Origin of the sequence: Mycobacterium palustre (assembly GCF_002101785.1) — a bacterium.
GTDB lineage: Bacteria > Actinomycetota > Actinomycetes > Mycobacteriales > Mycobacteriaceae > Mycobacterium > Mycobacterium palustre.
The window spans coordinates 36285-53430 of record NZ_LQPJ01000102.1; the positions used below are offsets into that span (position 1 = coordinate 36285).

Annotated in this window: 15 protein-coding genes; 13 read left to right on the forward strand and 2 right to left on the reverse strand. The window is 62.0% G+C overall.

Annotated elements, in window-relative coordinates; translation table 11 throughout:
* Positions 1–116: 116 nt before the first annotated feature.
* Positions 117–1538, reverse strand: a complete 1422-nt coding sequence (locus tag AWC19_RS13925) for an MFS transporter (RefSeq protein ID WP_372508644.1) — start codon at positions 1536–1538, stop codon at positions 117–119.
* A 310-nt stretch (positions 1539–1848) separates the two neighbouring features.
* On the opposite strand from AWC19_RS13925, the gene AWC19_RS13930 reads away from it, so the two are divergent.
* Positions 1849–3354 (forward strand): glycoside hydrolase family 183 protein, encoded by a 1506-nt coding sequence (locus tag AWC19_RS13930; RefSeq protein ID WP_085078758.1) that lies wholly within the window; start codon positions 1849–1851, stop codon positions 3352–3354.
* Between the two features lie 120 nt (positions 3355–3474).
* On the opposite strand, the gene AWC19_RS13935 is transcribed toward AWC19_RS13930, so the two are convergent.
* The gene (locus tag AWC19_RS13935; RefSeq protein ID WP_085078647.1) at positions 3475–4293 is read right to left on the reverse strand and encodes an SMP-30/gluconolactonase/LRE family protein; all 819 of its coding nucleotides are present in this window, start codon (positions 4291–4293) and stop codon (positions 3475–3477) included.
* Positions 4294–5286: 993 nt separating this feature from the next.
* Here AWC19_RS13935 and AWC19_RS13940 point away from each other — a divergent pair.
* The 12 genes from AWC19_RS13940 (at position 5287) to AWC19_RS13995 (ending at position 17102) form a co-directional block, all read left to right on the forward strand.
* Positions 5287–6444 carry an adenylate/guanylate cyclase domain-containing protein gene (locus AWC19_RS13940; RefSeq protein WP_308207191.1) on the forward strand — a complete coding sequence of 386 codons (1158 nt, stop codon included), beginning with the start codon at positions 5287–5289 and terminating at the stop codon, positions 6442–6444.
* Between the two features lie 376 nt (positions 6445–6820).
* On the forward strand, positions 6821–6958 hold the full coding sequence (locus AWC19_RS29665; protein WP_158090869.1) for a hypothetical protein: 138 nt from the start codon (positions 6821–6823) through the stop codon (positions 6956–6958).
* A 523-nt stretch (positions 6959–7481) separates the two neighbouring features.
* Entirely contained in the window at positions 7482–8231 is a 750-nt protein-coding gene (locus AWC19_RS13945; RefSeq protein WP_142281163.1) for an HXXEE domain-containing protein, read from the forward strand.
* 383 nt (positions 8232–8614) lie between these two features.
* Positions 8615–9445 carry an ABC transporter permease gene (locus AWC19_RS13955; RefSeq protein WP_245848964.1) on the forward strand — a complete coding sequence of 277 codons (831 nt, stop codon included), beginning with the start codon at positions 8615–8617 and terminating at the stop codon, positions 9443–9445.
* Positions 9445–10311: an MlaE family ABC transporter permease gene (locus AWC19_RS13960; RefSeq protein ID WP_085078651.1), complete on the forward strand. Its 867-nt coding sequence runs from the start codon at positions 9445–9447 to the stop codon at positions 10309–10311. The genes AWC19_RS13955 and AWC19_RS13960 overlap by 1 nt, the downstream gene beginning before the upstream one ends.
* A gap of 16 nt (positions 10312–10327) precedes the next feature.
* Entirely contained in the window at positions 10328–11368 is a 1041-nt protein-coding gene (locus tag AWC19_RS13965; RefSeq protein ID WP_085078759.1) for an MlaD family protein, read from the forward strand.
* On the forward strand, positions 11365–12423 hold the full coding sequence (locus AWC19_RS13970; protein ID WP_085078652.1) for an MlaD family protein: 1059 nt from the start codon (positions 11365–11367) through the stop codon (positions 12421–12423). Before AWC19_RS13965 ends, AWC19_RS13970 begins: the two co-directional genes overlap by 4 nt.
* Positions 12420–13379, forward strand: a complete 960-nt coding sequence (locus tag AWC19_RS13975; protein ID WP_085078760.1) for an MlaD family protein — start codon at positions 12420–12422, stop codon at positions 13377–13379. Before AWC19_RS13970 ends, AWC19_RS13975 begins: the two co-directional genes overlap by 4 nt.
* Entirely contained in the window at positions 13379–14473 is a 1095-nt protein-coding gene (locus AWC19_RS13980; protein ID WP_085078761.1) for an MlaD family protein, read from the forward strand. The genes AWC19_RS13975 and AWC19_RS13980 overlap by 1 nt, the downstream gene beginning before the upstream one ends.
* Positions 14470–15465 carry an MlaD family protein gene (locus tag AWC19_RS13985; RefSeq protein ID WP_085078653.1) on the forward strand — a complete coding sequence of 332 codons (996 nt, stop codon included), beginning with the start codon at positions 14470–14472 and terminating at the stop codon, positions 15463–15465. The genes AWC19_RS13980 and AWC19_RS13985 overlap by 4 nt, the downstream gene beginning before the upstream one ends.
* The gene (locus tag AWC19_RS13990) at positions 15462–16415 is read left to right on the forward strand and encodes an MlaD family protein (RefSeq protein WP_085078654.1); all 954 of its coding nucleotides are present in this window, start codon (positions 15462–15464) and stop codon (positions 16413–16415) included. Before AWC19_RS13985 ends, AWC19_RS13990 begins: the two co-directional genes overlap by 4 nt.
* Before the next feature lie 12 nt (positions 16416–16427).
* Positions 16428–17102, forward strand: coding sequence for a hypothetical protein (locus AWC19_RS13995; protein WP_085078655.1), 675 nt, complete (start codon positions 16428–16430; stop codon positions 17100–17102).
* Positions 17103–17146 lie beyond the last annotated feature (44 nt).

A 17146-nucleotide genomic window follows, 5' to 3' on the forward strand; every position in this document is an offset into this window, starting at 1 on the left:
GGACCTCGGTGTGCGCGTAGGCCGGCCGACGCGCTCACCTCTGTTGCATCATTACCGCCGCGGGCAGTGGGCAAACATGCGGACTCGATCTCGTCGTCCGGCTTGGGCCGGCGACGCTAGACGGCGTCCTCGACGAGCTCGGTGGGCTCCGGGCCGTCCGGGCGCCGTGCCGGCGTCGCGTCGTGTCGTTGGAGCCGCTGGGCGTCGGCGCGGTCGACGGCCGCCAAGTCGATGCCCCGCGTCTCGCGCGCGACGACGGCGGACGCGGCGCTCACCGCCGCCGTCGCCGCCAAAAACCACGAGATCGGCACCGAGGATTTGTACGTGTCGAGCAGCCGAACCGCGATGATTGGGGCAAGCGAGCCGGCCACGATCGAGGTGACCTGGTAGCCCAGCGAGATCCCGGAGTAACGCATGCGGGTGGGAAACATTTCGGCCATGGCCGCCGGCTGGACGGCGTACATGAGGCCGTGGAACACCAGGCCGATCACGACGGCGGCCAGGATCAGCGCGTTGCGCCGGGTGTCCATCATCGGGAAGGCGAAGAAACCCCAGGTGCAGGCGCAGAGAGCGCCGATGAAATAGATTGGGCGCCTCCCGAATAGGTCGCTGAGCCGGCCGGCCAGCGGGATGACCGCAAAGTGCACGGCGTGCGCGGCCAGCAGCCACCACAGGATGACGTTGGTGTTGGCGTGCACGTGCACCTTGAGATAGGTGATCGAGAAGGTGACCACCAGGTAGTACATGGTGTTTTCGCCGTAGCGCAGCCCCATGGCGGTGAAAACGCCACGCGGGTAATGCTTTAGCACCTCCACGGCGCCCAAGCCGGTCCGCTTCTCGCGTTCGGCTTCCTTCTGCGCCTCGAGGAAGATGGGTGCATCGGTCACCTTGGTGCGGATGTAGTAGCCGATCAGGACGACGACCGCGGACAACCAGAACGCGACGCGCCAGCCCCAGCTGAGAAACGCCGCCTCCTTCAGCGTCGACGTCAGAACCAGCAGCACGACGGTGGCCAGCATGTTTCCGCCGGGCACGGCGGCCTGCGGCCAGCTGGCCCAGAAGCCGCGGCTTTCCTTCGGGCTGTGCTCGGCGACGAGCAGGACCGCGCCGCCCCATTCGCCGCCGACGGCGAAGCCTTGAATGAAGCGCAGGATCACCAGCAGCGTCGGCGCCCAGTATCCGATCTGGGTGAACGTCGGCAGGCAGCCCATCAGCACGGTGGCGGCGCCGACCAGCAGCAGGCTGAACTGCAGCAGCTTCTTGCGTCCGTACCGGTCTCCGAGCTGGCCGAACACCAGGCCGCCCAGCGGGCGGGCGGCGAAGCCGACGGCGTAGGTCACGAAGGCGGCCAGGATGGCGTCGAGGTCGCTGGCGCTGTGCGGGAAGAACACCTTGCTGAACACCAGCGTCGCGGCGGTGCCGTACAGGAAGAACTCGTACCACTCGACGACCGTGCCGGCCATGGAGGCGGCGACCACGCGGCGCAGGAACGGCGAGCCGTCGAATGGGTCGGGTTGCACTTGGTCGCGCACACTCACCGCAGCTCCTCCTCGCCGGATTGCCTGCGCAACGGCGGCGCTGGCGGATCGGAGCGTAACCCCGCCGGATGATCCGTTGACAGGTCGTCTACGCAGAGTTTGACCGCGGTTTGCCTGTTGGTTCCGTCGGAATCAGCGCGCTTATCCCACGGCTGCGATCCCTCGGACCGCGGCGCAACGCGGTTGCGACACGGTCACGGATGCATACCTATCCGCCGATCACTGGTCACATCAGCCCCGCAGATCACTATCGTCACATGAGCCAACTGCGGACGTCAATGCGGCGGCCTGCTCTGGGAAAGGTGTGACATTGCCGGCGATTCCTCGGATCGTTTCGCTATCGGTGGCGTCGTCGACGGTCATCGGTTTTTTGATCGCGGGGGCCCCCGCGCCGATGGCCAACGCCACCCCGTGCAGCGCGCCCGAAGCGAACGTTGATCCGCCGGCCGCGCCGCCGGCGATGCCCGCGCCGCAGCCGGTGGTGCAACCCCCGACCGGCCGCCGGCCCAGCCACACCAACGACCGTGCGCCGCTGCCCAAGGTGGGTCCGCTGATTTCGTCGTTGCTGAGGCCGGGGGCGGGGGGCCAGCGGTACTCCGCGCCGATCCAACAGCAGGCCGGGGTGGTGCCGCCGCCCGGCCCCAACCCGCCCGCACCCGGTGTCCCGCAGTCGCCGAACGCCACTCAGCTGCAACCCAACGCCGCCCCGGTTCAGCCGCAACCCGCACCGCAGCCGGCACCGCAGCCGGCACCGCCGCCACCCGCCAACATCGCCGGGGCGCCGACGTCGCTGGTGGACTGGGTGACCGGAACGAACGGGCCGAACAAGACCCTCGAGCGTTTCGGCATCTCCGGGACGGACCTCGGGATCGCCTGGGACAACGGCGATCCCGTCCACCGCCAGGTTCTGATGGCCTTCGGTGACACCTTCGGCTATTGCAAGGTGCACGGCCAGCAATGGCGTTACAACACCCTGTTCCGCAGTTCGGACCGCGACCTGTCGCACGGCATTCACATCGCCGATGGGGTGCCCAACGACCGGTACTCCGGTTCCCCGGTGTGGACGACCGGCCTGTCCAAGCAGGTCGTCAACACCATCCACAAGGCGGCACACGAGACGGGAATCATCCCGACCGCGGGCATGTCACTGGGCCGGACCCAGTACATGAGCTACATGTCCATCCGGCAGTGGGGCCGCGACGGCGAATGGTCGACGAACTACTCGGCAATCGCGAGATCGGTTGACAATGGCCAAAACTGGGGCATCTTCCCCACTACCATCCGCACGGCTTCGGCGGACGCGATCCCGGGAATGGGCTTCACCCCGGGTAACGAGAACTTCCAGATGGGCGCCTTCCTGAAGGGCAACGACGGCTATATCTACCAGTTCGGGACCCCGTCGGGCCGCGGCGGCGCGGCGTTCCTTTGTCGGGTTCCCCCCAACTACCTGCCCGACCTCTCCAAGTACCAGTACTGGAACGGCGACAATGGCGGGCGCTGGGTCCCCGCCAACCCCGCGGCGGCGACGCCGATCTTCCCGGGACCGGTGGGCGAGATGTCGGCCCAGTACAACAGCTACCTCAAGCAGTACCTGGTGCTCTACACCAACGGCGGCAGCAACGACGTCGTGGCCCGGACCGCCCCGGCGCCGCAGGGCCCGTGGAGCCCCGAGCAACCGCTGGTGTCGTCGTTTCAGATGCCCGGCGGCATCTACGCGCCGATGATCCACCCGTGGTCGTCGGGCCGCGACCTCTACTTCAACCTGTCGCTGTGGTCGGCCTACGACGTGATGCTGATGCACACCGTGCTGCCGTAGTCCCTAACGCACAAGTCGGAAGGGCGCTGGGTATTGCCGAGCGGATATAAGGGAACCCAGAAGCGCCATCCGGGTAGCGACGTAGCTGGCCTGTCGTGGAGGCCAGCCGCATGGCGTGGCTCATGGGAGCCCGCTGCCCGGAATGTCAACGATCGTCGCGCGCACTCGAGAGACTTTGGCCCCGCTGGGCTTATGACCTTGGGCGTCGGTGCTGGTGAGCAGGAAGAGGGTTTTGCGCTGAGGACCTCCGAGCGCGCACGCGGTCGCGACCTGGTCGGCCGTCTCGATGCGGTTGGTCACAGATCCGCCCTCGACGAGCCGCTCAAACCGGTTGGCCAGCGTCATCGAGACCCAGACCCCGTCGTCAACGTCAAGCGCGATACCGGCCGGCGGCCCGTCTAATCCGTCGGCGAAGATGCGCCGATCTGACAGCGACCCGTCCGGATAGACCGTGTACGCGGTTAATCGTCGCCCCGTCGACTCGGCCACAATGAGTCGTTTTCCGTCCGCGCTGATGGCCATTCCGCTGGGGTTTTCGAGGTCATCGGCGACGACCGCGACATTACGGTCGGGGTCGGCCCGCAAGATCACGCCACCCTGCGAAGTCTGGGAACCGATGTAGGCGCGCCCGCTATGGTCGACCACCATGTCGCCGAGATCGGTGTCGACCGCTTCGGAAAGCTCAGCGACCACAAAGATCTCCTCGCCGTCGTAGCACAGCAACTGACGGCTATCGGCCGACGCAATCAGGAGGGAGCCGTCCGGGCGAAAGCCGAGTCCGAAAGGACGATGGCCCGACACGGGTAGAGCGGTTATCGACCCCTTGAGGTCGACGGTGTGCACGCTCTCGCCAATCATGTCCGAGAACCACAGCAGCCCTTCGAACCAACGGGGGCTCACCCCGCAGCAGAAGCCGTTAGCCAATTCGACTAGAGTCATTTAGCCAAAGCCATTCGCTCAACCCTCTCGATCCTTCGAGGCAAGGCGCTGCCGGTAGGAAAACCGGGTGGACGCCGACCGTGTTCACTACCCGTAGCGAACAGCGTGCGTTGATGCCGTCCCCGTTGGGACCGGACCGCCTTGGGCCGCGCGAACTCGCACAGCGTGTCGGCGCGGACCTCCACCCATACCCGCTTTCCGGGTAAGCTCACGGATCATTCGCTTGTTTCCACAGTGCTTCTTCGGTAAACCGCCATTAACAATTTATAGCAGCCTATGCCGTGGACGCGCCCAACTCAGCTGCATGACCGTTGCCATGGGCAACCTCAAGCCACGGCAGAATCGCCCTTCCTACCCGGCGCACCGTCGCCCGTGACAGAGCAGATACCCGGTCTTACCGGCATAGACGCGTCCTGCCTCCGGTACAACGGCTGACCGAAGCTGCCTGCGCCGAAGCCACAGGGCAAATCGCGGAGCGCCTTCCAACGGCCCCATAACGCGGGCAACGAGACGGGGCGCGAACCTTAGTGGTTGCTAAGCGGAGATGGTCTCACGGATTATGCTCGACGATCAAGGCCAGAGTTGGACGCAGCGACCGCACGTTCGACGAACGACCCAGAGCGGTCGGTGGCTCCCACGGCTCGAAACGCAATTCGATGGCAAGGGTGCCCTAATGGCGATCGAGCGGCGGGCGTTGCTCGCCCGCTACACCGCGTGGCTCGCGGTTGCGCATCTCCTGACGGCGGCCGAAGTAACCACGGTCGCGGTATCGCTCAGCGGTCACACGACGGGCCCGGCGAGAACACTCGTTTCTGACAAGAACTCGGTTCTCGCCGCGGCGCTTGTCGGCGTCAGCTCGGTGGCCGTAGCAGTCAGCGGCGCTTTGATTCTCGGCCCATCCCTGCGGTGGTTTGCCGCCGGACTTCAGCCCAATCCGGCTCAGTGCCGGCAGGTCGCCGGCATAGTGCGCCGGCAAATGGCGGCCCTCGCTGGATGGCGACGAGAGCGGTCGCCCTCCTCGCCAACTTGAACGCCGGCTTTTCCGCCGCGGTGTTGATCACCTCCTCGGTCGTGTTCGGTGCCGCCGCTACGACGACGACGGGGGTGCTATTCACCCACCGCACATTTAGGCCGATAATGGCGGCCGCCTACGCGAATTTCGAGAGTCGCGAGAGAGTGCCCGGCGTGCTCACCCGGATGGCGCTGATGTGGAGCCTGCACAGCGGGCTTCCGGCTCTGGCGATCGTCGCCATTATCGTGATGCGGTCGCGGAAATGGATCATCGAGAAGAACGCACCGGTGGAAGCCCCAATCGTGATGCTGTCGCTCATATCCGTTTTGATCGGGGTGCGGGCAATGGTGTTGGTGACCCGGTCAATCTCGGATCCCATGCGTGATGTCATCGCGGCGATGGCCGATGTCGAACGCGGACAACTCGACCGCGGCGTCGATGTCTACGAGCAGTCCGAGATCGGTCGCCTGCAGCGCGGATTCAACCGGATGGTGGCCGGGCTCCGCGAGCGCGACCGGTTGCGTGATCTGTTCGGCCGCCACGTCGGCGTCGACGTCGTGCGCCTCGCCGTCGCACAGGACGAGAGCCTCGCAGGAGACGTCCGGGATGTGGCGGTGCTATTCATCGATCTCGTCGGGTCCACGAGGCTCGCGGCGACGCGCCCCCCGCGGGAGGTCGCCGATGCACTCAACGACTTCTTTCGGATTGTGGTCGCCGCGGTCGACGAGCACCGTGGCTTGGTCAACAAGTTCCAAGGCGATGCGGCGCTAGCCGTGTTCGGGGCGCCGCTGCGCACCGACGAACCAGCGTCGGACGCATTGGCCACGGCGCGGTCGCTTGCGGGAAAATTCGACCGGTTTCCCCTGCTGGACTTTGGAATCGGGGTCTCGGCCGGTCCCGTCTTCGCGGGCAACATCGGCGCAGAGAATCGCTACGAGTACACGGTGGTCGGCGATGCCGTCAACGAGGCGGCCCGGCTGGCCGATGTCGCCAAGACCGTCGATGGTCGCATCCTGTGCTCCGGTGCCGCCATCGAAAGAGCCGACGCGACCGAGCGCCAGCACTGGGTCGCGCGCGGAACGGTTGTGCTGCGGGGCCGTTCGGAAGCGACTGCGGTATCAGCGCCTCACTTTGGCTGACGGCGTTTGCCCACCGTTCGACAACGGAGCCCTCGATCAGGTCCGCAGAAAAGTGCGATTCGGCGATTTCGTGTTCGTCTCGTTGACGTCGTGACTTTTTGTAGCGGGCGCTGCGATTGCCGACCAAAACGGCGGGCAATGTAGTTATCCCCTCCGTTGCAGCCGTCGTTCAAACGAGGGCCGCGATACCCATGACATCGCCCTTATTCGCCACTAAGGTCATGCGCATCGTGGAGCCTCCATACGGGCATGGCCTCAACCTGGTCATGCAGAACGTTGCGACGATTGTGCTGTGGGCCGGGACCGCGACAGCCCTCGGCTGGGCCATCGTGGAGGCTCGGCGCAGAGGCGACCATGCCGCCCCGTAGTGCTCATCGTGGCGGTTGCGGTAAGAAGCATCCTCGAGCCGATTTGCGACATCACCTACCACTTGCTGTGGTACACCGGCGGCTTTGTCGACGGCAACATCATCGGACACCAGTGGACGCTGTTCACCCCGCCCCGGGCGAAGTGATGGACCTAGATTAGATCTGCGCTGGACGGTGCTCATACCATCACCGGCCTGTCGATCTCACGCCTTCCGGTCACGACGCAACTTTTGGTAATGTCGCGCCATGACTACAGCTGGCTTGCGAGATCTTGATCGAGCCACGGCTGAGGTCGTCGTGTGGCCGCGGCTGGCCGGATCGCTCATTGGGAGGACCGATTGGTTCGACGTAATTAACGGGCGCGGCAATGACCTGGCTGGGCCGTGCGTCGTTGAGGGAGAAGGTATCCAGGAAAAGACCGCGTTGGCGGAAACAAACCGCCACGCTGTTCAACCCAATCCGCTTGGGGCACCTCGGCGTTGGCCGGGGCAACCACGGTTCGTCCTCAAATCGGGGATCGGCCTGAGCGCCGGCAATCGACGCTTGCTGCTGTGGCGAAGCTCGCCGCCGTCTTGAATCCCACCACAGGCCAGCTAGCTACACCCGCTTCGACGGCGGGCAGGCGACTCTTTCAAAGCGACACAGCCCTGCAGCCTGAAGGACCTGATCGTGACGACGTGGTCACTCAAAAATTACCGTGAGAATTGGCCCTGGGTGGGCGCGGTGGCGGCGAAGGCACTGGCTGGAGCAAGTGTGCTGGGCGGCCGGGAAAAGATGACCAACCTGCGCGCCCTGTCCGTGATGAACGCTCTCGCGTTGGCGGTCCACCAATACGAGGAATACGTCGACCCCCGGTATTTCGTAGGTCAGGCCAGCGCCGGCGGCATGCGGAGCAGCCAGCCCCGCAACTACCCTTCGAACAGGCAATCATCACTGTGCACCAATACCGTCCTGGCCTACCCTTTTCACCTCGCGCCGATCGTCTTTCCGCGAATCAAGTGGCTGGGGCTGCCTCTGCTGTTCGGACTCGCTCAAGCGGTCGACCACGGGATTGTCCTTCCCGGCCTGGCCCGCGCAAGGTACAGCCCCGGCTTCCTTGCAGCGATCCTGCTGCACGTCCCGATCGGCTTGACCTACAGCCGTGCGCTGCGTACCGACGGGCCGATCGCACGCGGCACGTGGCGCAAGAGCGGTGGCGCTACGTTGCTGTTTTTGCGCTGCCTTGATGGTTCCGTTTTTCGGCTACCTAGACAAGAACAGCCCCTACGCCTTCAGCGCCAAACACATGGGCCGCTACGACACCGAGACAGATCAGTCCGTGGCCGGTGCGCCCAGCGTAACGAAAGCGAGCTAATCACGACAAACAGATACGGGCACTGCTGGACCCTTGATGGACTAGAGTCCGCGCTGTATAGATGACATGCTGGTGTTAGTGGCTGCTAAGTAATTGGGCGGGTCGGCGGCCCCGCGAGGCGGTGGTGGCCGGCACAGACAGGGGACAGACAGGGGGCAGGAGTGCAGCGCAAGCAACGACGCACTCACTGCCGCCAAGACAACTTTCACCGCATCCATTACAAGAGGCGGAGGCGGACCTTTGTGAGATTGGTCCTGGTGACGAAGATCCTGGTTGCTAGCGCGGCGAACGCTGCGCCGATGCGCTGTTGCGACGGTCCGACGTGACGGCCCGGGTCAGCCGCGACGGGAATCTCGTCGAAGAGCCAACCGTGCCGATCGGGGGGCTCCCCGGTACATCTGACCTCGCCCATGCTCACGACGGCCGTCCAGAAGCCTCGTGGCGAGCCGTGGCGACTCCCGCGCTCCTCGGTGCGCGCCGAGCGGGGTCGCGGATGGGTGCGATACCTGGGCGCAGCGCGGCATCAACCGGCCGCGGTTTGCAGATGCTGGTGGACGTTCTTCGGTACGCGGTGACCGACGCGGTCTCGTGGCGGTTGCCGGTCGGCGAGGCCGTGGTGCAGGCGTGGACGTTGTTCAAGGTGACGGCGGTCCCCGCGCTGCTGATGGCAATCCCGTTCGGCGCTCTGATAACCGTTGTGACTTCGGGGCTGGTCAACCAGATAGGAGCGACCTCGCTTCTTGGGGCGGCCAGCGGCGTGGGTGTTATTCGCCAGGGGGCGCCGATCACTGCGGGGCTGCTGATGGGTGGCGCAGCGGCGTCGGCCATCGCTTCGGACTTCGGGGCACGGGCCATCCGCGAGGAGCTCGATGCGATGCGCGTGTTAGGTATTGACCCGGTGCGCCGTTTGGTGATGCCTCGTTTCTTGGCGCTTCTGTCCATAGCTCCCATTCTGTGCGTCTTCATCATCGTGTCGGGAACAGCAACTGCTTTTGTGATGGCAGTGAACTTCACCGAAGTGACGCCAGGAAGTTTTTGGATGTCGTTCGGGACATTCGCAAAGATGGTAGATGTCTGGTTTGCCATCGGTAAGACGGTCGTGTTTGCGGCGATTGTCGTGATCGTTTCATCGCTTCGCGGCATGGAGGCAAAAGGCGGCCCGCGCGGCGTCGCCGATTCAGTGAATTCATCGGTAGTGCTCAACGTGGTTTGCATCGTTTTCGCCAACCTGGCTATCACGCAGTTGGAAACCATGTTCTTTCCGATGGAGGTGGCGTAGTGGTTTCCAGTACCAGCGCGGTACCGTCCAAGCATTGGAGCGCCCGACTCACGACAGCGTACGCACCGCCGCTCGAAGTATTTCGCTTAACCGGACAATGGGCACTGTTCGTCGCCCAGACCTTCTGGTTGCTGCCCATAACGGTCCGCAAATACCAGAAAGCCACGTTGCAGCAGATGAATAGCCTCGCCTGGGGCCGTGGATCGATCATCGTGGACGGCGGAGTGATAAGCGTTTTGCTGCTCCTCGGTGTTGCCGTCGGTGGCTCCCTGGCTGTGGAGGCTCTGGCCACGTTGAACCAGATCGGGTTCGGAGCGCTGTCAGGGATTATGTCCGGGGTGGGTTGTGTTCGCGAGATTGGCCCGCTGGTGGGGGGTATCGCGTTCGCGGCACAAACGGGATGTCGGATGACGGCTGAGATCGGCGCCATGCGAATCGGCGAAGAGATTGATGCTTTGGAGGCAATGGGGCTACGGCCGATACCGTTCGTAATTGGTACGCGCCTGATCGGCGGGTTGGCCTGCGTGATCCCGGGATATATGTTGACGCTGATTATGACTTTCCTGGTAATGGACCTGGTGATTGTCCAGTTCAACGGTGAATCGAAGGGTACATTCAACCACTACTTCGTCGAGTTTTTGACACCGCGTGACCTCATGTACTCCGTCCTAAAAGTCGCCGTCTTCTGTGTAATCGTGACGTTGATCCATTGCTATTACGGATACTTCGCTTCGGGCGGCCCGGTGGGCGTAGGTCGGGCATCGGGCCGCGCCGTACGCGCAAGCCTGGTCATGATCATGGTCGCTGATCTCGCCATGACCGTGACGTTGTGGGGCCTTCAGCCGCTGTTCGTGTTTAAAGGTTAGGTGGGCAGACGTGCTACTGGAAACTTCCGCAGAATCCGAGGCGCGAACGGTAACCATCATCGGCGCAGCACTGGTGCTGTGTTGTGTCGCGGTGGCGGGCTTCTTCGTTGTCAACCCCTTTGCCGGTAAGACACGTACTGACCAGATTTCGCTGGCAATAGACACGCCGTATCTCGTTCAAGGTGTGGTCCCAGGCACCGCACTGATCATGCACGGGGTTCAAGTCGGCAAAGTGGTGTCCGTGTCGAATCTGCCTGGCGGGGCGGTTCGGCTGGGGGCTGACCTGCAGAAAGCGTCGGTCGCCGGATTGACCGATTCCATGCAGATCGACTTCCGGCCCGCCAACTACTTCGGGGTTACCGGCGTCAATATCACCCCTGGGACTGGTGGCCAATTGCTCCGGGACGGGATGCAGATTGAAAAGGCGCCGACGGGCAATTTTACCCTTCAAGCGTTGCTGACTCGTCTCGGTCAGCTCTCTACCGGAGTCATAACACCGCAACTGGTCTCCGTGATTGATAGGACCACGCGGTACACGGCTGCGTTGGATCCGCTGATCGAAACTATCTTGATCGCCGCCAATGCGGTCGCCAAGGTGCAAACGGTGCCCACCGCACAACTCTTAGTCAATACCACGGGTTTGAGCGTCGCTTTTCCGGGTGCGCTCAATGCGACCTCTGATGTTGGGGACTATCTCGCGCACGGAAATGTCAATTATTTGCACAAGGGTCTCGGGGACGACAGCCCGGAAGAATTTCAAGCTATCATTTCCACGATTGAAGCGGTAGCAAATGGCCTATTTGGGTCAATCGGCAGGCTGGAATATTCGCATGTAGCCGATTTGCTTCCCTTGGTCAACGGGGTCCAGTCGATAACCGACGCCGTTCCTCCGCTGCTGCGGCCAGACGGCGTCGCGCAGACGCTGGTGGAGCTGCGTACCCGTTTTGAGAAGTTGTACAGCGGGACCCCGGAGCAGCGCGCTCTGCGGGTTCGAATTGTTCTTGACAGTCTGCCCGGCATCGCGGCACCGCTTGGTTTTGGGGGTGGCCAGCAATGAAGCCTGCGGCGGCGGTCTGGCGACTGGGAATACTCAGCGCCGTCACGATTGCTCTTTTCATCTTGCTTGCGAATGCCATTACGCAGCCGGTAGCGCCGAACGTGCGCGCCTACACCGCGGAGTTTACCGATGCATCCGGTTTGTATGCGGGCGCTGACGTTCGTGTTCGCGGAGTTCGAGTCGGCAAGGTTCAATCGGTCGAGCTCAAGCGAAGAAATGGGCAGAGCGTCGCCGCTGTGGCGCTCACTCTCGAGCGACGGTTCGGTATCGTGCCGGCGACGCGCCTTGCGATCAAATATCAGTCTCTCACCGGTTCGCGATATGTCGATGTCGTGAACCCGTCGGAAAGCTATAAAGACGCTGAGCTCGTTCGCAATGTCTCAACGGCGATGACGCAACCGTCATTCGACGTCACCGCCTTGTTCAACGGACTGCAGCCTGTGCTCGCCACCCTCAGTCCCGACGACATCAACGCTTTTGTAGCCCATGCAGTGGATTTTCTGTCTGGCAATGGTGGTGGCTTGGCGCCGATGCTGGACAGTATCCGTACCCTGACCAAGTTTGTGTCGGATCGCGAACAGGTCGTCGCAACGGTGATGCGAAATCTGTCCACGGTCGCCGACGCCATGGGCGGCCAGTCGCCGCACATGATCCAGATATTGGAATGGATTAACAGGCCGCTGGATGCGGCTCTTTCGGTCATAAAAGAGTTCAGGAAAACTGCGCTCAACCCCGATTATATGAGTGCCGCGGAGCGATTATTGGAGAATATCGGATTTCCATCCACCGGGAATCATGGTGATCACTTCGTCATGCAGCCCCCCGGCGCCCCAGCTACAGATCAGGTCACAAACCTCGATGAAGGACTCGACCGGGCGATCAACAATCTGGACGACTTCATCAGCGCGATCAAGCTCGTGCCGGTCATGTGGGACAACATCGGCCCCCCGCCGCACGCGAGCGCGCCCCTGCCGTGCTCGCACGGCCACTTCCAGCTTCCCGAGCAAATGGACATCCTTCTGAACGGGCAACGGGTGGTCTTGTGCAAACACTGAAAATTCTGCGACACCCAACATTGTGGGGCGCCGGTGCGCTTGTCCTAGCGACCGTCATCGCGCTGGTAGCGGCTTGGCTTTACGTGAGCCCACCAGGTCAGACGAGCGTCACGTTCTACACAACCGATGCGGCGTCGATCCGTGGCGGAGAGCAAGTCCGCATCGCCGGCATCCCAGTGGGCAAGGTCAAAGATCTGACGTTGGAGCGTGATCGGGTGCGCGTCCGCGCGCTGGTCGACCGTGACGCATTCGTCGGAGACCAGTCACAGATAGACGTGCGCATGCTCACCGTGGTGGGCGGATACTATGTGAACCTCACGTCGCTGGGCAACAAACCGTTGGGCGCTAATTCGATTCCGAAGGAGCGCGTGACGATGCCCTACAACCTGATGCAAACGCTGGCCGATTCGACCAAAATCACCGAAAAGATCGATCCTAAGCCGCTCAGACAGTCGCTAGATCAGCTCCAGAGTGGACTTTCGGGCGAAAATATAGAAGCGCTGTCGGCGATAGTCGATGCCGGCAACAGCCTCATGGCCACAATTGAACGACAGCGGGGCCAGGTATCGGCTATACTGAATTTCTCCGACGAGTACATCCGGGCCTTAAATAATTTCAGCGACGGGCTCCGCGAAATTGTGAACAAGGTCGCCATCGCCGAGCAGACGCTCGATCTCTACAGCAAGCAATTTGGGGATACGATGTTAGACTTTGGTCGCGTCTTCGATTCCCTGGCGCCGATGGGCCAATTTTATCTGAATCATCGCGAAGACTTCTTGGAAAAGGTGCGAAACTGGCAGGAAAAAGCGCGGATGTGGGCCGAGAACAATGGTGTGATAATCCGAAGCCTTCGCGCTCTGCGTAACAAGATCGAACGAGTCCTTAACGCGCAGAATGCACCCCCACAGCTACTCGCCACCGACATGTGTATCCCGTTACCGGGGAGTCCGTGCTGATGGCGGCGGCGAATGCACGTCGTGTCGGCCGGGCCGTCGCCTCGGCCCTTACAGCCGCGGGGTTGGTGGCCTTCGTCGGTTCATGTGCATCGGTAACCGGTGAATCCCGCGCCGACTACTGCGCGATCATGCCCGACAGTGTTGGGCTTTACCCGGGTAACGCGGTCACCCAGATGGGCTATCAGATCGGAACAGTCAAATCGATCGCCCCCGGTATCACCGACGTCCGTGTCGACTTCACGGTCACCGACCAACGCCAGTTGCCCAGGAATGTCAAAGCGATCGTCCGGTCGACATCGATTCTCGCCGACCGGTCCCTTGAACTGGTCGGTAATCCCGACGGAGGCCCGCCGCTGCGTCCATCCGAATGCATACCACTAAACCGATCGTTCACCCCCAAGAGCTTGTCTCAGACAATAGGTTCTGCGACAAATTTCGTGAATTCCCTTAACCCCTCCGGGTCAGCGAACATCGCTGATGTGGTCCGTGGGATTGATCGGGCGATCAATGGTAATGGCCCTGGCATCAATCGCCTGTTCACCACGACTTCGTCGGTGCTAGATAGTCCCGACCAAGTAATCAGTTCCCTGGGATCCGTCATCACGAATCTCGCACAGCTGACTTCGCTGCTCAGAGAACTCAGGGGACCGCTGAAACAGATTCTTCTCGATGTGCAAAAGACCACACCGGACATTGCTAGGGCGGTGGACGGCGGCAACCGGGTGTTCGTGAACATTCTTCCGATTGATATCCTGGTTTCAGATTTGGAGGTCAACCTCGGCCAGGAGACGCAGTTCACGCTGGATGCGACCGCTATGGCGGTGCGTAAGTTGGCGGCACATGCTCCGGCGATCGCGGATCTACTGACGCCAGTACCTTGGTGGATCAACACCATCGCCAACCACTACAACAATCGGCCTTGGAATCTTTTGCAATATCGGCCGCCGCTGTATCGTGTCCGGACGCCGGATGGGGTCGCGCTGTGCAACATCATGAACGCCTCGGCGCCGGGAAGCTGCGCAAACGTCCAGGGGCAGCCTTACGCGGTCGACGTTGCACTGTTGCAGTACGTCCTTACGCAGGCGCACCGATGAAGCGCCGGACCTGGCTGGCCGCCGTAGTCGTCGCAAGCGGCTTCGCGCTGTCGTCGTGTACATCCCTCAATCCCAATGCGTTGCCCCAGCCGGGCAAGAGCTTTCGCGGTGGTTACGACATCGTCATTGAATTCGACAATGTCCTCAATTTGCCAGAACGGGCGAAGGTGGTGATGGGCGGAACGGAAGTAGGGGTCGTGACTAATGTGGCGGTCAAAAGCCGTCTGGTGGACGTCACCGCACGTATTGCCCCCGGCGTCAACGTTCCGTCGAATATCAAGGCCGCACTGCAGCAGGCCACCGTCTTGGGCGACATCTACGTCACCCTCGACCGGCCTCAAAATGAAGCGGCTGCACCAGCATTGGCTCCGGGCGCCACGATCCCGTTGAAGCAGACCACCTCTCCGGCGCAATTGGAAGACACCATCGCGCACCTGGCGAATTTTGTGTCCAGCGGGTCCATTTTGCGAATCCAGAACACGATCATCGGCCTCAATCGGGTTGTGCCGCCAGAGCAAGGCGCGGTACGCAGGCTGGCGTCTCAGGCCGCTTCCGACATGGCGGACCTGTCGAATAACCTCGATACCGTCGACCAATGGCTTGACGGTGTGCGCGGAACAACCGACGTTCTGTACACCCGACTCCCGTCGGCTCAATTCTGGTTTTCGCCGAAGGGCATGTTGAGCTTCGATCGCGCGACGATCCTGGGAACCTATCTGTCTTCCATCTTTCCCTCTGTCGGCAGCGTGTATGAGGGCGGATACTGGCTGGTGCCCCTGCTGAATTCGCTGGCCGATGCCTTCGGGGCGCTCCAGCAGTCAAAATGGGCGTTCGAGGACGAGTGGCCGGCCTGGCGCAAGCTGTTCACCGACGATTTTTTGCCGCAAGACAAATACCCTGCGATCAACATCACCTCAATCGTCGGACCCGACGGTCGCGAAATGTCCGGTGATGTCGCAAATGTGCTACGAATTTTGGGGGCCGCGCCATGAGAATACGCGACGTCGTGACATTTATCGCCTTTGCATTGATGGTCGCCGGGGCAGTGGCGTATATTGCATTGCTCGGCGTGCGGGTCGGACCGCCTTCGCACCGCACCAATGTGTCGATGCAGGTGGCCGACATCAACGGCCTCGTCGTCGATTCGAATGTCCTGCTGCGGGGTGTGCCCGTCGGCAAAGTCACCAATATCCGATCCACGTTGAGCGGTGCAACCGTAGACTTTTACATTGATGGCCAATACGCAATCCCTGTTGACAGCGAGGTGCGGCTGGAAAACCTTTCAGCCCTCGGCGAGTCATATATCGGGCTTTTTCCGCAGACCCGCGGTGGGCCTACGTTGCGCGACGGCCAACGCATCGCCGCTGAGCGGGTGAGAGCGCCGGCATCGATCTCAGAATTGACAACAAGTGTCGTGCGCGTTCTCAACCAGGCCGATCCCGATGCGCTCAAACGGATCGTGAACGAAGTCGATACCGCATTACCCGACACCAAGGCGGTGCTGCCCAATCTGTCCCACACCAGCATGCTGTTGAGAAACGTCGCGGCCGATATGCACGGGCGCGGGCGCGACCTGCTCGACAACTTTCAAACTTTGCTTCAGAACGCGGGATGGGTGGGGCCCACGCTCGCTGACGTCACGCCAGTGCTCCCTTTGGTTGGCAGGGATACCGGCAGAATCTTTAGCGATGTGAATACTTTTCTCGCCTACAGGGCGGACCTGCTGGTCCCAAATTTGAACAAGTATCTCGACCGAATACAAAAGTTCTTAGATGACACCGGCGGCGATCTCAAACTTGTCGGAAACGCGATGCTGCCGAAGCTCAAGGGAATCGGCGGTGCATTGATGAACTTCGATACCGGTCAGATCCTTGCCAATATTCTGGCTACCATGCCGGAGGACGGCGCGGTCACGCTGCACGTCACCATCCCCCCGAAATAGGCGAGTTTCACCATGACAGATGAGAAATCAACCGTTACCGAACAATCTGCGAACGGCAGCGACGAGGCGGTGAGTGAGAAGCCGCCTGCTGTGACCGAGACAGTGGAACCCGAAGGTGACAAACCAAAGGTCCGTGCTGAGGTCGCCGATGAAAAGCCATCGCGCCGGCAGGTGTCGATTTCGATTCGTGGCCTGCTGCTGGGCATCTTGGTCGCGGCCTTGGCCGTCGGGGTGGGCGTGCTGGCTTGGCTCTATATCGGAGCCGAACGCCAAATCGACGCACAGGCTCGTCAATCCGACAATAAGGCTCGCGCCGAACAGGTCGCCCTCGACTATGCGGTGAACGCCGCGGCGATGAACGCCCAAGACCTCAATGGCTGGAAGAGCAAGCTGGTGGCGGGGACCAGTCCACAACTCAAGGAAAAGCTCAGCAAGGCCGCGGACCAAATGGAACAAATCCTGGTTCCCCTGCAATGGAATTCGACGGCACAGCCGATTGCGTCCAAGGTTCGGTCCAGCACCGGCGGCGTCTATGTGGTCGACTCTTTCGTTAGCGTCCTGACCAAGACCGCCCAAGGCCCCGAGCCGTTGCAGTCCACTGCGACCTACAGCATCACCATCGACAGCAACAAGGACTGGCAGATCACCGATGTCGGCGGAATCGGCGCTGCCATGCAGGGTAGATGAGGCCTCCTTGATGTCGGCGAAGCTGGCTGGGTGAAGGGAGCGGC